The following is a 17,680-nucleotide window of genomic DNA, read 5'->3' on the forward strand; positions in this document are numbered from 1 at the left end:
AGGATTTTTTCCATGGATCTACGCTTTACGGCTGAGGAAGCTGCCTTTCGCGACGAAGTCCGGGCCTTCCTCACAAGCGCTGTCCCTGCTGCTGTCCAGCGCAAGGTTGAACTGGGTCAACGCCTCTCCAAAGAGGAAATGGTCAGTTGGGTGCGTATTCTCAACGCCAAAGGCTGGGCTGCCCCGGCCTGGGCTCCTGAGTGGGGTGGCCAGGGCTGGACCGCGACTCAGCAATATATCTTCAAGGAAGAACTGCACATGGCACCGGCTCCCGAGCCGATCTCGTTCAACATGAACATGATCGGGCCGGTGCTGATCGCCTTCGGCACCCAGGAGCAGAAGCAACACTTTCTGCCTCGAGTGGCGAACATGGACTACTGGTTCTGCCAGGGGTTCTCGGAACCAGGGTCAGGATCTGACCTGGCCTCCCTGCGGACTTCTGCCGTTCGCGATGGCGACCATTACGTCATTAACGGCCAGAAGATGTGGACGTCAACCGCGCACCACGCTGACTGGTGCTTCCTGCTCGTGCGCACCGATCCGTCGGCTAAAAAACAGCAGGGCATCACTTTTATTTTGCTGGACATGACCACGCCAGGCATCACCGTGCGCCCGATCGTGACCCTGGACGGGCACCACGAAACCAATGAGATGTTTCTCGACAACGTCCGTGTTCCGGTCAGCAATATCGTCGGCGAAGAGAACAAGGGGTGGGATGTCGCGAAGTTTCTCCTCGGTAGTGAGCGCGGCGGTATTGCTCGCGTCGGTTTGTCAAAATTTCGTGTTCGACGCGCCAAGCAGCTTGCTCAAGACGTCGTGGTGGGTGATGGGCGTCTGGCTGATGATCCCCGGTTCCGTGAGCGCGTCGCCGCCATCGAAGTGGAGCTCAAGGCTCTGGATATGACCCAGATGCGGGTCATTGCCGACAGCGACAAATATGGCCATACACCCGATCCGCGCAGCTCAATCCTGAAAATGAAGGGGTCGGAGTTGCAGCAGGCCGCGACGGAGTTGCTGATGGAAGTGGCGGGCTACAACGCGATGGAGTTCGACCAGCCGTTCGTCATCGGTGAGCGTGAGTCACAGGGTGATGACGACTGGGCGCTGACCATCGCCCCCAATTACTACTGGGTCCGCCATGTGTCGATCGTCGGCGGCTCCAACGAGATCCAACACAATATTCTCGCCAAGACGCTGCTGGGGCTTTAAGCATGAATTTCGACCTCAACGAAGAACAACGCTTGCTCAAGGATGCGGTTGATCGACTGATTTTGGATCAATATGCCTTCGACCAGCGCGCACGCTATCAGGACCAGGCGGATGGCTGGAGCCGCCAACTGTGGGCGCAGTTTGCCGACCTTGGGTTACTGGGTCTGCCTTTTTCCGAAGCAGACGGCGGCTTCGATGGCGGTTCAGTCGAAACCATGATCGTGATGGAGGCCATCGGGCGAGGGCGGCTGCTCGAACCTTATCTTGCAACCGTGGTGCTGGCCGGTGGCTTGCTCAGCGCCGCGGGTAACGATGCCCAACGTGCCGAGCTGGTGCCCGCGTTGATCGGTGGTCAATTGCTGTTGGCGTTTGCCCACAGCGAAATTCAGGCGCGCTATGACCTCGCAGATGTTGCGACTTGCGCTCGCCAGGAGGGTGATAGCTGGATTCTGGACGGTGCCAAACGTTTCGTTCTGCATGGTGATTGCGCCGACAAGTTGCTGGTATCCGCCCGCGTCAGTGGTAATCGGCGAGATCCTGATGGCATTGCCTTGTTTCTGGTTGATGCGACTGCCGAAGGAGTGTCGCGTCGTGGCTACTTGACGCAGGATCGCTTGCGCGCCGCAGACGTCACGCTGAGCGGGGTCCGGGTTGACGCCGCTGCGCTGGTTGGTGAAGCAGGAGACGCGCTTGCACACATCGATCAAGTCGTCGATGCGGCAATCGCCGCACTGTGCGCCGAAGCCGTCGGGGCGATGGAGCAGGCTTATGTGCTAACCGTGGACTACCTCAAGGTTCGCAAGCAATTCGGTGTCGCCATCGGCTCCTTTCAAGCGTTGCAACACAAGGCTGTCGACATGCTGGTGATGATTGAGCAGGCGCGCAGCATGGCGCTCTACGCCAGCATGATGGTCAGCGATCCAGACCCGCTGGAACGCCGCAGGGCGATCTCGGCAGCGAAGGTGCAGATCGGTCGTTCGGCGCGTTTCGTGTCCCAGCAAGCCGTTCAACTGCACGGTGGTATTGGCGTCACCGAGGAGTGCCAGATCGGTCATTACATGCGCCGTCTGTCGATGCTCGAATTCATGTTCGGTGACACCGATCACCACCTTGCCCAACTGGCCCGCGATGGCGGCTTGATCGCAGCGAACGCCTGATTTTCTGGAGAGCGAACCGATGAAACACAATGCTAATGATCCGTACCGTGACCTGCGTGACTCTCTGCGCGACCTGTGTGCCGAGTACCCCAACGAATACTGGCGCAAAGTTGACCATGAGCGGGTCTACCCGGAAGCGTTCGTCGATGCATTGACCAAGGCGGGCTGGATGGCTGCCTTGATTCCAGATCAGTATGGCGGCTCGGGTCTGGGCTTGACTGAAGCCTCGGTGATCATGGAAGAGATCAATCGCAACGGTGGCAACTCCGGTTTCTGCCACGGCCAGATGTACAACATGAATACTCTGTTGCGAAATGGATCCGAGGCCCAGAAAAACCTCTACTTGCCCAAGATTGCGAGCGGTGAACTGCGCTTGCAATCGATGGCCGTCACTGAGCCTTCCACCGGTACCGATACCACCAAACTCAAGACCATGGCAGTCAAAAAAGACGGCCGCTACGTGGTCAATGGTCAAAAGGTATGGATCTCCAGGGTGCAGCATTCGGACCTGATGATTCTCCTCGCTCGTACCACACCACTGGCCGACGTGAAAAAGAAATCCGAGGGCTTGTCGTGCTTTCTCGTTGACCTGCGTAGCGCCATCGGAAATGGCATGACCGTGCAGCCGATTCCGAACATGGTGAACCATGAAACCAACGAGCTGTTCTTCGACGATCTGGAAATTCCCGAAGAAAACCTGATTGGCGAAGAGGGCATGGGGTTCAAGTACATCCTCGATGGGCTGAACGCCGAGCGGGCGCTGATCGCCGCGGAATGCATCGGCGACGGCTACTGGTTCGTCGACCGAGCCACCCAGTACGCCAACGACCGGATCGTCTTCGATCGGCCCATTGGCAAGAACCAGGGGATTCAATTCCCCATCGCCGAAGCTTACATGGACATCCGTGCGGCCGACCTGATGCGCTATCAGGCCTGTTCACTGTTCGACAACCATCAGCCGTGCGGCGCCGAAGCGAATATGGCCAAGCACCTGGCGGCGACCTCGTCCTGGAAAGCCGCCAATGCCTGCTTGCAGACTCACGGCGGTTTTGGGTTCGCCTGCGAATACGACGTTGAACGCAAGTTCCGCGAAACCCGGCTGTATCAGGTCGCTCCGATTTCGACCAACCTGATTCTCTCCTATGTAGCCGAGCATATCCTCGGTCTGCCACGTTCCTTTTAATCGGAGTTACGTATGGCCGTCGAAACGAATGGCGCCGGATCGAATCCCTACGAATCGATTCTGTACGAGGTGAAGGACCGCATTGCGACCATCACCATCAATCGTCCCGAACAGCTCAATACCTGGAATGACACGGTGGCTGCCGAGGTGTATGAGGCCATGCAAAAGGCCGGCGCCGACAAGGGGGTTCGGGTGATCATTTTTACCGGTGCCGGCAAGGCGTTTTGCGCCGGGGGTGACATCAACAGTTTCGGAGGTGATCCGAATCAGTTGATGACAAAACTACCCCGGCCATTCGACATGCGTCAGCGTCCGGACTGGCAGACCCGCTGCTCCTACTATCCGGCGATTCCTAAACCGGTGATCGCCATGCTCAACGGCGCCACTGTCGGTATCGGTTTGATCCATGCGCTGTTCTGCGATATCCGCTTCGTCGCGGAGGACGCCACGATTACTACGGCGTTCGCCCGTCGTGGCCTGACCGCCGAGTACGGCATGGCCTGGATTCTTGAAAGGCATGTCGGGCAGGCTCCCGCCCTCGATCTGTTGCTTTCAGGTCGCAAGATCAAGGGCCGCGAAGCCGAACGCATGGGCATGGTCAACAGGGCGATTCCCGCCGACCGATTGGTTGAGGAAACCTATGCGTATGCCCGCGACCTGGCTGAGAACTGCTCGCCACGGTCAAGGCGAGTGATGAAGCAACAAGTCTGGGAAGTGCCGTTCCAGACCTGCCATGAAGCCGTCATGAGCGCCGGGCTGGACATGCCCATCGCCAACCAGGGGCCCGATTACAAGGAAGGTATCGCCAGCTTCATGGAGAAACGCCAACCCGGTTTTCCAGACGACGTGTGAATTTCGCATTGCGTGACGGTCAGGCGAAATCAAAAAATATAGCGTCTCGGTGAGCTGCACCCGGCGCTGAAACAATGACAAGAGGATGCAGACATGAGTGCAATGCTGGAAGGTAAAGTCGTAGTAGTCAGTGGGGCAGGTAACGGCATTGGCCGGGCAATCGCGCTGGAGATGGCGGCTGAAGGCGCGCGCGTGGTGGTCAACGATCTGGGGTCTTCCGTGCACGGCGAGGGCACGGATACAGGCCCCGCGCAGCGCGTCGTCGATGAGATCAAAGCCCTGGGCGGTGACGCCGTGGCCAGCACTGACAGTGTCGCAGGTTGGGATTCGGCGCACCGCATCGTGCAAACAGCCATGGACACCTTCGGCCGGATCGACGTCGTGGTGAACAACGCCGGCATTCTGCGCGACCGGATGTTTCACAAGATGGATGAGCAGGAATGGTTGGCGGTGCTCAACGTTCACCTCAACGGCTCGTTCTTTCTGGCACGCGCAGCCGCCCCGCATTTTCGTCAGCAAAACTCCGGCTCCTACATCCACATGACGTCCAACACTGGCCTGGTGGGTAATGTCGGGCAGGTCAACTACGCCGCAGCCAAGTTGGGTATTGTCGGCATGTCCAAGGCCATTGCGCTGGACATGGCCGCTTTTGGTGTCCGCTCCAACTGCATCTCGCCCGCGGCCTGGAGCCGGATGATCGGCGCAGTTCCAACCGATACGCCTGAGAAAAAACTGCAAGCCGAGCGTATGGAAAAAATGATGCACCCGTCTAAACAGGCACCCTTGGCCGTGTTCCTTGCCAGTGATGCGGCCAAGGATGTCAACGGACAAATTTTCTACGTGCGGTCTAACGAAATTATGTTGGTCAGCCAGCCGCGGGTCACCCGTTCAGTGCACCGCGATGAAGGCTGGACCGCACAAACGGTAGCCGAACACGCGATTCCTGCCCTGCGCGCAAGTTTCCTGCCGTTGCAACAGACTCACGAAGTCTATAGCTGGGACCCAATCTAAGTCGCTGGACGATGGCGCATAGCTAATGCTATGTGCCAACTCTGGTTGTGCCAGGAATGCCCTGAGGGCTCGAACATGTTGAATTACGAAAAAGTCAGACATTGGCCCATTGAAGAGGTCACTCAGACCTGGACCGAACGCGACACTATCATTTACGCCCTTGGATTGGGGGTAGGTGGCGATCCTTTGGACGCCACGCAATTGCGTTTCACCTATGAAAAAGACTTGCAGGCTGTGCCCACGCTGGCTGCCGCCATTGCCTGGCCAAAATCCTGGATGCGCAATCCGGAGACCGGTATCGACTACTTGAAACTGGTCCACGGCGAGCAAGACACCCGGTTGTTCAAACCAATGCCGGCGAGCGGCACCGTCACCAGCAAGACACGGATCAGTCGGATCTGCGACAAAGGTGCAGGGAAGGGCGCTATCGTCGAACTATTGCGCGACATCATCGATACCGACACCGGAGAGCGCATTGCCGAAACACGCCAGATTTCGTTTTTGCGCGGGGACGGTGGTTACAGCGAAACATCCGGTGTGAGTGATGAGCCCCCGCAGACGCTGCCGGGCGTACCAGAACGGGCACCGGATACCGAGTTCGAATTGACTTCACCCATTCAGGCCGCGCTGATTTATCGCCTGTCCGGAGATCTGAATCCGTTGCACGCCGATCCCGAAGTCGCGAAGAAGGCGGGCTTCAGTAAACCGATCCTGCACGGTCTGGCCACCTACGGCATGGCGGCGTTCGCGGCGATCACTGCTTGCGCAGGTGGCGATGCCCAGCGCTTGAAGCGCATCGCCACACGCTTTAGCTCCCCGGTTTATCCAGGTGAAACCTTGCGCTTTCAGTTTTGGGAAGGCAGCAATGGCCAGTGGCATATGCGGGCTAGAGTCGATGCGCGCGATGTTGTGGTCCTCAACAATGGCCTCATCGAACTGGATTGAGAAGACCCATGAACCTTAGCGAAAGCCCGGAAGAAAAAGCCTTCCGCCAAGAAGTGCGCGATTTTGTTGCGGCCAATCTGCCGGCAGACATCCGCGAACGGGTACTTAATTTCAAGCATCCTGTTCGTGAGGATTATGTGCGCTGGCAGCGTATCCTCGCCGCGCAAGGGTGGGGCGCACCGGCCTGGCCCGTGTCTTTCGGTGGAGCCGGATGGAGTTCGGCCCAGCGCAACATTTTTGACGAAGAATGTTTCTGCGCCGGTGCTCCGAGGCAAATGCCGTTCGGCCTGTCGATGGTCGCTCCGGTCTTGCAAAAATTCGGCAGCCCAGCCCAGCAGGATCGTTTTCTACCGCGCATCCTGAGCATGGAGGACTGGTGGTGCCAAGGCTACTCGGAACCTGGTGCGGGCTCCGATTTGTCCTCCCTGAACTGTAAGGCCGAACGAGACGGCGACTTTTATAAGGTCACAGGCCAGAAAATCTGGACCTCCTTTGCCCAATGGGCGAACTGGATTTTCTGCCTGGTCCGCACCGATTCTTCGGGACGACAGCAGGAGGGCATTTCGTTCCTGCTGATCGAGATGAACACCCCGGGTATTCAGGTTCGTCCGATCAAGACCCTGGACGGTGGGCACGATGTCAACGAAGTGTTTTTCGATAATGTCAGGGTCCCCGTGGAAAATTTGGTCGGCGAAGAGCATCGCGGCTGGAACATCGCGAAGTACCTTCTCGGACACGAGCGTACCAACATCGCGGGCTTGGGCAACTGCAAACGTTTCATGCGTCGCTTGAAGGAAATCGCCAGCAATGTCAGCAAACACGGCAAACCGTTGATTGAGGATTTGCGCTTTCGCGACAAGATTGTCCGGATTGAAATGGAATTGCTGGCCCATGAATGGTCGCTGCTGCGATTGATCGATCAGGAGCAGAAGCAGCAGGGCAAGGGCATTGAGGCCTCGTTGCTGAAAATCCGTGGTTCGGAGATCCAGCAGACGCTGACTGAACTGATCATGGAGTGCGCCGGGCCCTATGCGGTGCCGTTCACAGGCGAGGCGTTGGATGCCGATTCTCAGGTAGACACGGCCAATGGTGAGTTGCTCAACGCACTCGCGCCGCATTACCTGGACTGGCGCAAGATATCGATCTACGGCGGCTCCAACGAGGTGCAGAAAAACATCATCGCCAAGCTGACTCTTGGCCTCTGAATGTACGGATCAGCCACGACGTGTTCAACCCGCGCAATGGCGCACGAAGTCGTGGACGGATCGGTAACGAGGGTAACGCAATGGACTTCTCTTTAAACGAAGAGCAGCGCATGCTGACCGACATGGTCGGCCGCTTCATTGAACGCGAGTACGGGTTTGAAGACCGTCGCAAACTGGGGGAGACCGACAGAGGCTGGTCAACCGACAACTGGGCAGCGTTGGCCGATACCGGGCTCCTGGCATTGAATGTTCCAGAAGCGCATGGAGGTCTTGGGGCGTCACCGACTGAAACCTTATTGATCATGGAGGCCTTCGGTCGAGGCCTGTTGCTCGAACCGTTCATGCCCACGGCGGTGATCGGTGCCGCGTTGCTCGACAGAAGCGCGAGTGAACATCAGAAGAGTGAAATGCTCGGCAAATTGGCGACCGGTGATTTACGCACCGCATTTGCGACACTCGAGCCACAGGGACGATTTGATTTGGCCGATGTCCTGACCTCGGCGAACAAAAACGCCGATGGCTATGTGTTGAGTGGGCGCAAGTCCGTCGTGGCTCATGGAGACTCGGCTGATTGGCTCATTGTTTCCGCACGGACTTCGGGCGGGCAGCGTGAACGCGATGGCATCAGTCTGTTCCTGGTGCCTGCGTCGGCGGCAGGAGTCAAGATTCGAGGCTTTGCAGGGTTGGACGGCCAGCGTGTCGCAGAGATTGAACTAATCGATGTCCAGGTCGCTGCAGAGGGCCTTCTGGGTGAAGCCAATCAAGGTTATGAAGATCTGGATTGGGCGGTTGACCGTGGCCTGTTTGCCTTGTGCGCCGAGGCAGTGGGCTGCATGGCGAGGCTGACCGAGTTGAGCGTGGAATACCTGCAGACCCGCAAGCAGTTTGGCAAACCGATTGGCAGCTTTCAGTCCCTGCAGCATCGCCTGGCGGATATGCTGGGTTATGTCGAACAATCGCGCTCCATTACCTTGTATGCCGCTTCAGCGTTAGACGGCCCCGTCGAACAGAGGCGCAAGGCAGTTTCCGCCGCCAAGGCTATGATTGGTCGGGCAGGGCGCTTTATCGGCCAGCAAGCGGTGCAATTGCATGGCGGTATGGGGATGACCGATGAGCTGGCAGTCGGGTGGTATTTCAAGCGACTGACTTGCATCGATATGACCTGGGGTGACAGCGATCACCATGTCGAACGTTACAGTGAGATGCTCTAGGTGAGTGCCCGGACCGAGCCTACTCCGGCATGGTTTAGCGATGCCGTTGACCAAAAGGCGACATCGCGGTACACCGAGTGTGATGGTTTTACCGTGCATTATCTGGCTTGGAATGAGGAGGATCGGCATAAACCGGCGATCCTGCTCGCACATGGCTATCGAGCCCATGCCCATTGGTGGGACTTTATCGCCCCATTCTTTTGCGAGAACTACAGAGTCTTTGCGCTGGATTTTTGTGGGATGGGCGACAGCGAATGGCGGCCGACCTACAGTGCAGAAACATTCGTCGACGAACTGCGTGCAGTCATTGAGCACGCGGGTTTGTCGCCTGTGACGCTGATCGGCCACAGCTATGGCGGGACTCGAGTTCTTAGAGCGTGCACGAAGTTTGCAGAGCTGATCGAGCGGGCGATCGTTGTCGACAGCTTCGTAGCCTTCATTGACAGCGATGAGCCCGCGACGCCGCGTCAGTATGGCGGTCACTTTTACCCTGATGCCGACAGTGCTATCCAGCGATTTCGTCTGCTGCCTGAACAGCCGGTGCATGACTGGGCGCGAGCGTATATCGCCCGTCATTCATTGCGCAAAGCCAAGCAAGGCTGGACGTGGAAATTCGACCCCGATTTACCGTATGCGATTTTCGAACGAGATGGCGAAGCATTACTGCGCGAGATCAGGGTTCCGCTGGACATGGTCTGCGGTGAGCACAGCGTGGTTATGGACGGAGCGAGGGCCCGGCGTGTCGGAGAGGTGTTAGCGGCGCAGAATAACGCTCGGGGGCCAGTGATCATCCCGGACGCGTATCACCATTTAATGCTTGATCAACCGCTCGCGTTGATTAGTACATTGCGGGCACTTTTGGCCTAAACCAGGACGTTCACGGTGGCACAGTCCAAATGGGCTTCTGTGCCATCGGTCACTTATCTAAATGCGGTAGCCTGGCAAGACTCCCCCATCATCCATTCAGCCTCGGCTGCGTTCAATGCAATGAGGCGAAACTCACAGCAGGCATTGTGCATTGGATAGGATTCGCCTGGCATTTGCTCATTGCCGCCTGACGCTCAGCAATGTGCCATTCGTTGGTTGCCACCGAGATGACGATGATCGAGATGAACAAAAAGCATACAGTTATTATTGTTTTCATGTCTTCTACCTGCGTCTGGGCAGTGTTATTTGAACTCCAACGCCTGTCTTTACGGCGACCTGCGAAGGTGTTGGTGTAGCGGTTCGACCGATGCTGCCACATCATTTCATATTTGTGAATGATGTTTACAAATATAAATAGCACAAGGCAGGTCGTGTGCAGGCGGCATCCGACGCACGGCAGCTGGTATCGGCAAGGTGCTCGCCAGTTGTGTAATAAACCAGGTGATCCGCTAGCCCCGTCGTGCGTTTCGGGATTGACAATGCGAATGGCTGAAGTTCACTATGTTGAACGTCATTCAAAGAATCGGTAGGTCCGCAATGAAAGTGCTCGTCGCCGTGAAGAGGGTTCTCGATTACAACGCCATGCCTCGTGTAAAGCCTGACGGATCGGGTATCGACCTCAGCATCCTCAAGATGTCCATGACCCCTTTCGCCGAAATTGCCGTGGAAGAAGCGGTCAAGCTCAAGGAAAGCGGGATCGCGACCGAGATTGTATTGGTGTCGATTGGTACCCAAGCCTGCCAGGACGTGCTGAGAACGGGATTGGCCCTGGGTGGGGATAGGGCAATTTTGGTCGAAACCGATTTGGCGATTCAGCCTCTGGCAGTCGCCAAAGCGCTCGTGGCAGTGTGTAAAAATGAACGTCCGCAGCTGTTGATATTCGGCAAGCAAGCCATTGATGACGACGCTTGCCAGACAGGTCAGATGACGGCTGCTCTTCTGGATTGGCCTCAAGCGACATTCGCGTCGAAAGTTGAACTGACCGACGAGTATGTCACCGTCACCCGTGAGGTCGACGGTGGCCTGGAAACCCGCAAACTGACCTTGCCTGCAGTGGTGACCACCGATTTGCGTTTGAACACCCCACGCTATGCCTCCCTACCAAACATCATGAAAGCCAAGAAAAAGCCCCTCGAAATTTTGAGTGCGGCTGACTTGGCCGTCGACTTGACGCCGCGCCTCAACATCTTGAATGTCTGCGAACCGGCGGTACGCAAAGGCGGTGTGATTGTGACGGATGTCGCGGCGCTGATCGATAAACTGCGTAACGAAGCGAAGGTGATTTGACATGGCCGTACTTGTAATTGCTGAACACGACAATTTCGCGCTCAAGGGCGCAACTTACAACACCGTCACTGCGGCCCTTCAAATCGGCGGTGACGTCCATGTGTTGGTTGCCGGAAGTGGTTGCGCAGGCGTGGCGGAAGAAGCGGCGAAAATCAGCGGGGTCAACAAGGTCTTGCATGCGGACGGCGCCGTTCATGCTCATGCCAAGCCCGAGAATCTTGCGGCTCAAGTGCTGGATCTGGCCCACGATTACACGCACGTCGTCACGCCCGCCAATGCCGTGGGCAAAAGTTTCATGCCGCGCGTTGCTGCACTACTGGACAGTTCGCAAATCTCGGATGTGATTGCGGTGGTGTCCCGTGACACTTTTGTACATCCCATCTATGCGGGCAATGCGCTGGCAACGGTGCAGTGCGTCGACCCTGTCATTGTCCTCACGGTGCGCAGTACCGGCTTTGATGCTGCACAGAAAAACGGGCAGGCGCGGGTAGAAGCAATCCCCGTAGCTGCAGAGTCCTCCTATTCACAATTCTTGAGTCAGCAGTTGACCCGCTCCGACAGGCCCGAATTAGCCGCAGCTTCGATTGTCGTTTCGGGGGGGCGTGGTATGGGGAGTAGCGAGAACTTCAAATTGCTCGAGACACTCGCAGACCAGTTGGGTGGGGCAGTGGGGGCTTCGCGTGCGGCAGTGGACGCTGGCTTCATGCCCAACGATTACCAGGTGGGGCAGACCGGGAAGATTGTTGCTCCGCAGTTGTATGTTGCGGTTGGTATTTCTGGAGCTATCCAGCACTTGGCGGGGATGAAGGATTCCAAGGTGATTGTGGCGATCAACAAAGATGCGGATGCACCCATCTTTCAGGTTGCTGATTATGGGTTGGTAGCCGATTTGTTCGAAGCGGTTCCCGAGTTGACGAAAGCGCTGGCGTAGAGCCTTTCGCTAAGGTGGCAGTGGGGTAAACTGCTGCCTCGACGAATGCCGTCAAGCTGCCTATAAGACACGCAAATAAAAACAATAATTAAAGCAGGGGGGAGCGCGCTATGCAGCTCTTTTCACTGGCGGGAAAAGTTGCATTGGTAACGGGTGCTTCCCGCGGCTTGGGCAAAGCCATGGCCTGCGGGCTGGCTGAAGCGGGTGCCCATGTCGTCGTGGCGGCCCGTGATCAAGTCGCTCTTCGCCTGGTGGTCGAAGAGATTCGCGACGCTGGTGGTCAGGCCGACGCGCAGGCATTCGATTTGACCGACGAGGCGGCTGTGATGGCGGCCATCCCCACCATCATTGGCCATCATGGTCGTCTGGATATTTTGATCAACAATGCCGGCATCTGCCTTTGGGAGCCGCTGCTTGAGTCTTCGCTGGATGCCTGGAAAAGAACGCTTGAGACCAATTTGACCGTCCCGTACTTGTTGGCGCGTGAAGCCGCCCGACCCATGTTGCGCCAAGGATCTGGTTCAATCATCAATATCGGTTCGTATGTCTCGCGCATAGGTCGCGAGAAGCTGCAAGCCTATGTCGCCAGCAAGCATGGGGTCATTGGTTTGACCAAATCGCTGGCGGGGGAGCTTGGAGCAAGTGGGGTACGTTGTAATGCCATCTGTCCCGGCTACTTCCTGACTGACATGGCCGAGCCTGTTTTAGCCAGCCCGGCATTGATGGAAACAGTCCGCAGCCATATTTCTTTGGGGCGCTGGGGCAATCCGCAGGAGTTGCAAGGCGCTGCGATATTCCTGTCCAGTCAGGCCAGCTCATATATTAACGGACATGCCTTGATGGTTGATGGTGGTGTGTCCGAGGTCCTTTGTTTGCCTGTGTCTGTTGCCTGAGTACGGCATGTGACCGGGTCGTTATTTGGAGAGTCGCCATGAACACAATAGGTGAATTGCTCGAGCGCAATGCCCGCTTGTTTCCGACGCAGGAAGCGGTGGTTTACCAGGATCGGCGGATAACCTACAGCCAGTTGGTCGAACGTGGCCATCGGTTGGCGTCAAGTTTGTATCGTCTGGGTATGCGTCGCCAGGACCGGGTAGCGATCCTGGCAATGAACTGCAACGAGTATTTTGATGTTTTCGCCGCGTGCCAACTTTCAGGCTTTATTTGTGCCACGGTTAACTTCCGCCTGGCAGCTCCGGAGTTGCACTACATCCTGAGTGACAGCGCGCCAAATGTGCTGGTGTTCGAAGATCAGTTCACGGAGGTGATTGAGTCATTGCGCAGCAGTCTGCCAGGTATTGAACATTACCTCTGTATTGGTGACTGTCCACCGTGGGCGCAGCCCTATGAGCAAGCGCTGATTGATGGCGATCCGCAGGGTGCCGGATTGCAGGCTGCGCCCGCAGATATCGTCCATTTACTTTATACCAGCGGCACGACGGGACGACCCAAAGGCGCTGCCCGCTCGCAACACGGCGATCTCTCACTGGCACAAAACCAGTCGGCGACCATGGACATGCGCACCAACGGCAGAGTTCTGGTGATGATGCCCATGTTCCATGCGGGTGGAATTTCCATGATGTTGTCAGAGTTCTGGCACGCCGGCTGTGTGGTGCTCCACCGAAAGTTCGAGCCGGTGGAGGTGCTGCGGACCATCGAGCGAGAACGTATCGTCACGGTTCATATGGCACCCACGATTCTCCAGCAGTTACTCGATTTACCCAATATTCGCGACTTTGATCTATCCAGCCTTGAGACGATTCTTTATGCGGCCGCGCCAATGCCGGGGGCGGTACTCAAGCGGGGAGTCGAGTTGCTGGGGCAGATATTTGTCAATTCCTGGGGCATGACGGAAACCACTGGCACGGTATTGCCACGCCACCTGCATAAGCTTGAAGGCAGTGAGGAAGAAGTACGCCGGCTCGGTTCGATCGGTCAGGCGATGACGTTCTGTGAGATCCGCATCGTTGATGAGCATGATCAGCCGTGTCCGATTGGCGCACCTGGCGAGATCTGGATCCGCTCGCCGGCAAACCTGGCGTTTTACTGGAATAACAGTGCCGCCACTATCGATGCATTGCGCGATGGTTGGCTGCGCACCGGTGATATGGCCTGGATGGATGCTCAGGGTTTCCTGTTTCTGGTCGATCGCAAGAAAGACATGATTATTTCCGGTGGAGAAAATATTTACTCCCAGGAAGTCGAGCAGGCCTTGATGCACCATCCGGAAGTGATAGATGTAGCCGTCATTGGTGTGCCCCATGAGAAGTGGGGAGAAACGGTCAAGGCTGTTGTTGTAAGGAAGCCGGGCAGTACGACCACAGAAGCTGAGCTGATTGAGTTTTCAACCACCCTGATCGCTCGTTATAAAAAACCTGCGAGTGTCGTGTGGGTGGATGAATTGCCACGTTTGCCGAGCGGCAAGATCAACAAGCTCGTTCTGCGAGCGCTCTACTGCGTGTGATCAGGGGTATCAGCAATGACGCCAGGAGCCCGTTAAGGACGTTGACACTATTTTGCACGCTGTTTATAGTTATGAACATCGTTCAGAATATACGATGCGTTGGATTCGGCGTCCGACCTGCCTGGAACTGAGTGAAACCACCGTTGGATCGCGTCTGACAGATTTCGAATTGATAGTCCTGTACCGAAAATAATAAAAGGCAGTTCGTTGCCTGATACCGGAGGATGTCTGATGACTGTTCATGAAACGGCTCCCCAGCCGATTCGCGTAGATTTCGTACCGCACGGCCCCTACATCTCGCCGCAGTTTTTGCAGCTTGAAAACGAGCGTATGTGGCCGAAAGTCTGGCAAGTTGCCTGTCGGCTCGAAGAGATTCCGCATGTCGGCGACTATGTGACCTTCGACGTGATTGGCGAATCAATCATCGTCACTCGCCTGACCGGCGACAAAATCAAGGCTTACTACAACGTCTGTCAGCATCGGGGGCGACGCCTGACCTCCGGTTGCGGCCACGCGACCAAATTCCACTGTGCGTTCCACGGTTGGCAATGGAACCTGGATGGCAGTCTGCTGCGGATTCTTGATGAGGAAGATTGGGCCGGGTGCCCGAGCATGGCCAAGGAAGACCTGGCACTCAAGGAAGTGCTGGTCGACACCTGGGGTGGGTTTGTTTTCATCAACATGGACCCGCAGGCCGAACCTCTGGCCAAATACCTTGCCCCTGTGCCTGAATTCACTGACTGTTTCGAATTCGAGAAAATGCGCTACCGCTGGTACAAGTCGATACGCTTGCCGTGCAACTGGAAGGTTGCACTGGAGGCCTTCAACGAGGGCTACCATGTCGCCGCGACTCACCCGCAGATTCTCGATACTCAAGGTGATGACGTCACTCGCAGTTTCGCCTTTGGCAAACACGGCATGTTCGGCTAATCGACCGCCACGCGCCTACCCGGTACTCCTTCATCACGAACTGGCAAGCCGATTCCAGAGGACATTCGCCCAGGGTTGGTGCGGTTCTATCAACTGATGGAAGATCAGTTGAAAGCCATTTTCACCGATCGTGACAATGAAGCCACCAAGCGTGTGATGACTGAGCTTGAGCCTACCCAGGATCAATTTCTGGTTCTCGGCAAGGCGATGGAATTCCAGCGTGAAGCGGCTATCGCCGACGGTGCAGGTTGGCCGGATATTTCTTTCGAACAGATGGCGAAGGCAGGTACTGACTGGCACGTCTTCCCTAACCTGGTCTTTCTGCTGTATCCGGACGGCGCGCTGTTTTATCGCGCTCGTCCGGATGGCGATAACCCGGATTCCTGCCTTTTTGATATTTGGTCGCTCAAGCGTTACGCCCCAGGTGCCGAGCCGGCAATCAATCGCGAGTTCTATCACGGTGTAGACGACTGGAAAACCGACACCGTAGAGAAGTTCGGACTGATCCTCAGTCAGGACTTCGTGAATATGGGGCAGGTGCAGCAGGGAATGAAATCCCGCGGCTTTGTCGGTGCACGGACAAATCCGCTGCAAGAAACATCGATCTCAAACTTTCATCGTGAGTTGCACGAATACGTGAACGCTACGGAGTCTTCGCGATGAGCGATTGGCAAGAAAGTTATGACTTGGTGATCGTGGGCAGCGGTGGCGGTTCGATGTGCGCTGCGCTGATCGCGCAGCAGCTCGGTAAAAAGGCATTGATCATCGAGAAACTGGACAAAATCGGGGGGTCTACCGGCTATTCCGGCGGTGTTTGGTGGGTGCCCAACAATGCGGTCATGAAACGTCATGGCGTCGATGACTCCTATGAGCGCGCTCGTCTTTACCTTGACAGTACGGTGACCTATGAGGGGCCGTCGACTTCACCGATTCGTCGTGAGGCCTTCCTCAGGACCGGGCCGATAATGGTCGATTTCCTCGAGCGCAATGGTATGGCATTTGAGTATGCCGATGGCTGGTCGGACTACTACGACGAGTTGCCAGGAGGTGAGCCGCGTGGTCGCTCGCTGATCGCCAAGCTTTTCAACATTCGGGAGCTGGGTGACTGGGCATCTAAACTTTCGCGTTATTTGGGGCCTGATATTCCTGCCACGAGTCATGAGTATCCCACACTGTTTTTGATGAAGCGCACCTGGGCTGGCAAGAGAAAAGCCATGCAGCTGGGCCTGCGCATGCTCAAGCAGAAAATACTCGGCCAGAAACTACTCGGCGGTGGCGCGGCAATTCAAGGTCGCATGCTCCAAATCGCACTGCGCAACAATCTACCGATCTGGACTGATACACCTGTCACCGATCTCGTGGTTGAAGATGGTCGAGTCACTGGTGTCGTGGCGATGCGCGACGGTAGGTCAATTCGCATTCAGGGGCGCGACGGGGTGCTGATCAATGTCGGCGGTTTTTCGCGCAATGCGGACATGCGTAAACAATATCAGCCGCAGCCTTCTTCAGCGAAATGGACCAACGCCAACCCCGGTGATACTGGAGAAATCATCCAGGCCGCCATAGCGCTGGGCGCTGCCGTGGATTGCATGGATGAGGCCTGGTGGGTAGTGACATCCCTCGGCCCTGACGAGAGCCTGCCCGAAGGAGCAGTCACCGCCAATGGTGTGCCTTTGCCGTTCATGCATCACCTGGATTTGTCGCTGCCTTATTCAATCATGGTTGATCAGGACGGCATCCGCTTCTGTGACGAGGCGGGGGCCTACATGGAAATTGGGCAGCGCATGTACCGTCGCCAGGCGCAAACCGGCAAAGCCATCCCTGCCTGGGTTGTGATGGACAGCCGTCAGCGCAAATTCTACCCGTGGGGCACTGCAATGCCTGGGCAAATTCCCCAGCAGTGGCTGGACAGCGGTTACATGATCAAAGCCGATACCCTCCAAGAGTTGGCGGCCAAATGCAGCATCGATCCAACAGGGTTGCTCGCAACGGTTAAACGCTTCAACAGCTTTTGCAGCAGCGGCGTCGATCTAGATTATGGGCGAGGCTCGCGGGCATTCGACCGATGCCATGGAGATCCGACTGTTACGCCTAACCCGAATCTGGGCAGTATCGAAGCAGGTCCGTTTTACGCCGTGCGCATGTACCCCGGAGACGTCGGTACCGCCGGTGGATTGGTGACCGATGAATTTGCCCGGGTGCTCAGGGATGACGGCAGCACCATCCAAGGCCTGTATGCGACCGGCAACTCAACAGCCGGTGTCACAGGGCGTTGCTATCCCGGCGCTGGCACCAGCATTGCCGCATCGTTCACTTTTGCCTACATCGCCGCGCAGCATTCGGCGGGCGTGGAAAAAATCTGGTAACC

At 56.7% G+C, this 17,680-nt stretch carries 16 protein-coding genes; all 16 read left to right on the forward strand.

From position 1 onward, the window contains the following. Positions 1–12 precede the first annotated feature (12 nt). The gene (locus tag HGO40_RS02410) at positions 13–1,209 is read left to right on the forward strand and encodes an acyl-CoA dehydrogenase family protein (RefSeq protein WP_250961723.1); all 1,197 of its coding nucleotides are present in this window, start codon (positions 13–15) and stop codon (positions 1,207–1,209) included. 2 nt (positions 1,210–1,211) lie between these two features. Further along, positions 1,212–2,366, forward strand: a complete 1,155-nt coding sequence (locus HGO40_RS02415) for an acyl-CoA dehydrogenase family protein (protein WP_250961724.1) — start codon at positions 1,212–1,214, stop codon at positions 2,364–2,366. A gap of 19 nt (positions 2,367–2,385) precedes the next feature. After that, entirely contained in the window at positions 2,386–3,549 is a 1,164-nt protein-coding gene (locus HGO40_RS02420; RefSeq protein WP_250961725.1) for an acyl-CoA dehydrogenase family protein, read from the forward strand. A gap of 12 nt (positions 3,550–3,561) precedes the next feature. After that, a complete protein-coding gene (locus tag HGO40_RS02425; protein ID WP_250961726.1) occupies positions 3,562–4,401 on the forward strand; it encodes an enoyl-CoA hydratase in 840 nt (279 codons plus the stop codon). 93 nt (positions 4,402–4,494) lie between these two features. Next, a complete protein-coding gene (locus HGO40_RS02430; protein ID WP_250961727.1) occupies positions 4,495–5,412 on the forward strand; it encodes an SDR family NAD(P)-dependent oxidoreductase in 918 nt (305 codons plus the stop codon). Positions 5,413–5,487: 75 nt separating this feature from the next. Continuing rightward, positions 5,488–6,357 carry a MaoC/PaaZ C-terminal domain-containing protein gene (locus HGO40_RS02435; protein WP_250961728.1) on the forward strand — a complete coding sequence of 290 codons (870 nt, stop codon included), beginning with the start codon at positions 5,488–5,490 and terminating at the stop codon, positions 6,355–6,357. 8 nt (positions 6,358–6,365) lie between these two features. Continuing rightward, a complete protein-coding gene (locus HGO40_RS02440) occupies positions 6,366–7,562 on the forward strand; it encodes an acyl-CoA dehydrogenase family protein (protein WP_250961729.1) in 1,197 nt (398 codons plus the stop codon). An 80-nt stretch (positions 7,563–7,642) separates the two neighbouring features. Continuing rightward, the gene (locus HGO40_RS02445) at positions 7,643–8,773 is read left to right on the forward strand and encodes an acyl-CoA dehydrogenase family protein (protein ID WP_250961730.1); all 1,131 of its coding nucleotides are present in this window, start codon (positions 7,643–7,645) and stop codon (positions 8,771–8,773) included. After that, positions 8,774–9,640: an alpha/beta fold hydrolase gene (locus HGO40_RS02450; protein WP_250961731.1), complete on the forward strand. Its 867-nt coding sequence runs from the start codon at positions 8,774–8,776 to the stop codon at positions 9,638–9,640. A 597-nt stretch (positions 9,641–10,237) separates the two neighbouring features. Continuing rightward, positions 10,238–10,987, forward strand: coding sequence for an electron transfer flavoprotein subunit beta/FixA family protein (locus HGO40_RS02455; RefSeq protein WP_250961732.1), 750 nt, complete (start codon positions 10,238–10,240; stop codon positions 10,985–10,987). A 1-nt stretch (position 10,988) separates the two neighbouring features. Beyond that, positions 10,989–11,918, forward strand: coding sequence for an electron transfer flavoprotein subunit alpha/FixB family protein (locus tag HGO40_RS02460; RefSeq protein ID WP_250961733.1), 930 nt, complete (start codon positions 10,989–10,991; stop codon positions 11,916–11,918). 110 nt (positions 11,919–12,028) lie between these two features. Continuing rightward, entirely contained in the window at positions 12,029–12,811 is a 783-nt protein-coding gene (locus tag HGO40_RS02465; RefSeq protein WP_250961734.1) for a glucose 1-dehydrogenase, read from the forward strand. A 38-nt stretch (positions 12,812–12,849) separates the two neighbouring features. Beyond that, a complete protein-coding gene (locus tag HGO40_RS02470; RefSeq protein ID WP_250961735.1) occupies positions 12,850–14,382 on the forward strand; it encodes a class I adenylate-forming enzyme family protein in 1,533 nt (510 codons plus the stop codon). Positions 14,383–14,613: 231 nt separating this feature from the next. Then, positions 14,614–15,312, forward strand: a complete 699-nt coding sequence (locus HGO40_RS02475) for an aromatic ring-hydroxylating oxygenase subunit alpha (RefSeq protein ID WP_250961736.1) — start codon at positions 14,614–14,616, stop codon at positions 15,310–15,312. 96 nt (positions 15,313–15,408) lie between these two features. Then, entirely contained in the window at positions 15,409–15,975 is a 567-nt protein-coding gene (locus HGO40_RS02480; protein WP_250961737.1) for an SRPBCC family protein, read from the forward strand. Further along, complete coding sequence (locus tag HGO40_RS02485) at positions 15,972–17,678, forward strand: FAD-binding protein (protein WP_250961738.1); 1,707 nt, start codon at positions 15,972–15,974, stop codon at positions 17,676–17,678. Before HGO40_RS02480 ends, HGO40_RS02485 begins: the two co-directional genes overlap by 4 nt. Positions 17,679–17,680: the final 2 nt, after the last annotated feature.

The sequence above is a fragment of the Pseudomonas sp. CG7 genome (genome assembly GCF_023701885.1).
Taxonomy (GTDB): domain Bacteria; phylum Pseudomonadota; class Gammaproteobacteria; order Pseudomonadales; family Pseudomonadaceae; genus Aquipseudomonas; species Aquipseudomonas zanjanensis.

Excerpts from the sequence above, each read along its gene's own strand:
- HGO40_RS02420 (WP_250961725.1), top strand. The coding sequence starts at position 2,386 with ATGAAACACAATGCTAATGATCCGTACCGTGACCTGCGTGACTCTCTG.
- HGO40_RS02465 (WP_250961734.1), top strand. The coding sequence starts at position 12,029 with ATGCAGCTCTTTTCACTGGCGGGAAAAGTTGCATTGGTAACGGGTGCT.
- HGO40_RS02480 (WP_250961737.1), top strand. The coding sequence starts at position 15,409 with ATGGAAGATCAGTTGAAAGCCATTTTCACCGATCGTGACAATGAAGCC.
- HGO40_RS02415 (WP_250961724.1), top strand. The coding sequence starts at position 1,212 with ATGAATTTCGACCTCAACGAAGAACAACGCTTGCTCAAGGATGCGGTT.
- HGO40_RS02470 (WP_250961735.1), top strand. The coding sequence starts at position 12,850 with ATGAACACAATAGGTGAATTGCTCGAGCGCAATGCCCGCTTGTTTCCG.
- HGO40_RS02455 (WP_250961732.1), top strand. The coding sequence starts at position 10,238 with ATGAAAGTGCTCGTCGCCGTGAAGAGGGTTCTCGATTACAACGCCATG.
- HGO40_RS02425 (WP_250961726.1), top strand. The coding sequence starts at position 3,562 with ATGGCCGTCGAAACGAATGGCGCCGGATCGAATCCCTACGAATCGATT.
- HGO40_RS02435 (WP_250961728.1), top strand. The coding sequence starts at position 5,488 with ATGTTGAATTACGAAAAAGTCAGACATTGGCCCATTGAAGAGGTCACT.
- HGO40_RS02410 (WP_250961723.1), top strand. The coding sequence starts at position 13 with ATGGATCTACGCTTTACGGCTGAGGAAGCTGCCTTTCGCGACGAAGTC.
- HGO40_RS02485 (WP_250961738.1), top strand. The coding sequence starts at position 15,972 with ATGAGCGATTGGCAAGAAAGTTATGACTTGGTGATCGTGGGCAGCGGT.
- HGO40_RS02440 (WP_250961729.1), top strand. The coding sequence starts at position 6,366 with ATGAACCTTAGCGAAAGCCCGGAAGAAAAAGCCTTCCGCCAAGAAGTG.
- HGO40_RS02445 (WP_250961730.1), top strand. The coding sequence starts at position 7,643 with ATGGACTTCTCTTTAAACGAAGAGCAGCGCATGCTGACCGACATGGTC.
- HGO40_RS02430 (WP_250961727.1), top strand. The coding sequence starts at position 4,495 with ATGAGTGCAATGCTGGAAGGTAAAGTCGTAGTAGTCAGTGGGGCAGGT.
- HGO40_RS02460 (WP_250961733.1), top strand. The coding sequence starts at position 10,989 with ATGGCCGTACTTGTAATTGCTGAACACGACAATTTCGCGCTCAAGGGC.
- HGO40_RS02475 (WP_250961736.1), top strand. The coding sequence starts at position 14,614 with ATGACTGTTCATGAAACGGCTCCCCAGCCGATTCGCGTAGATTTCGTA.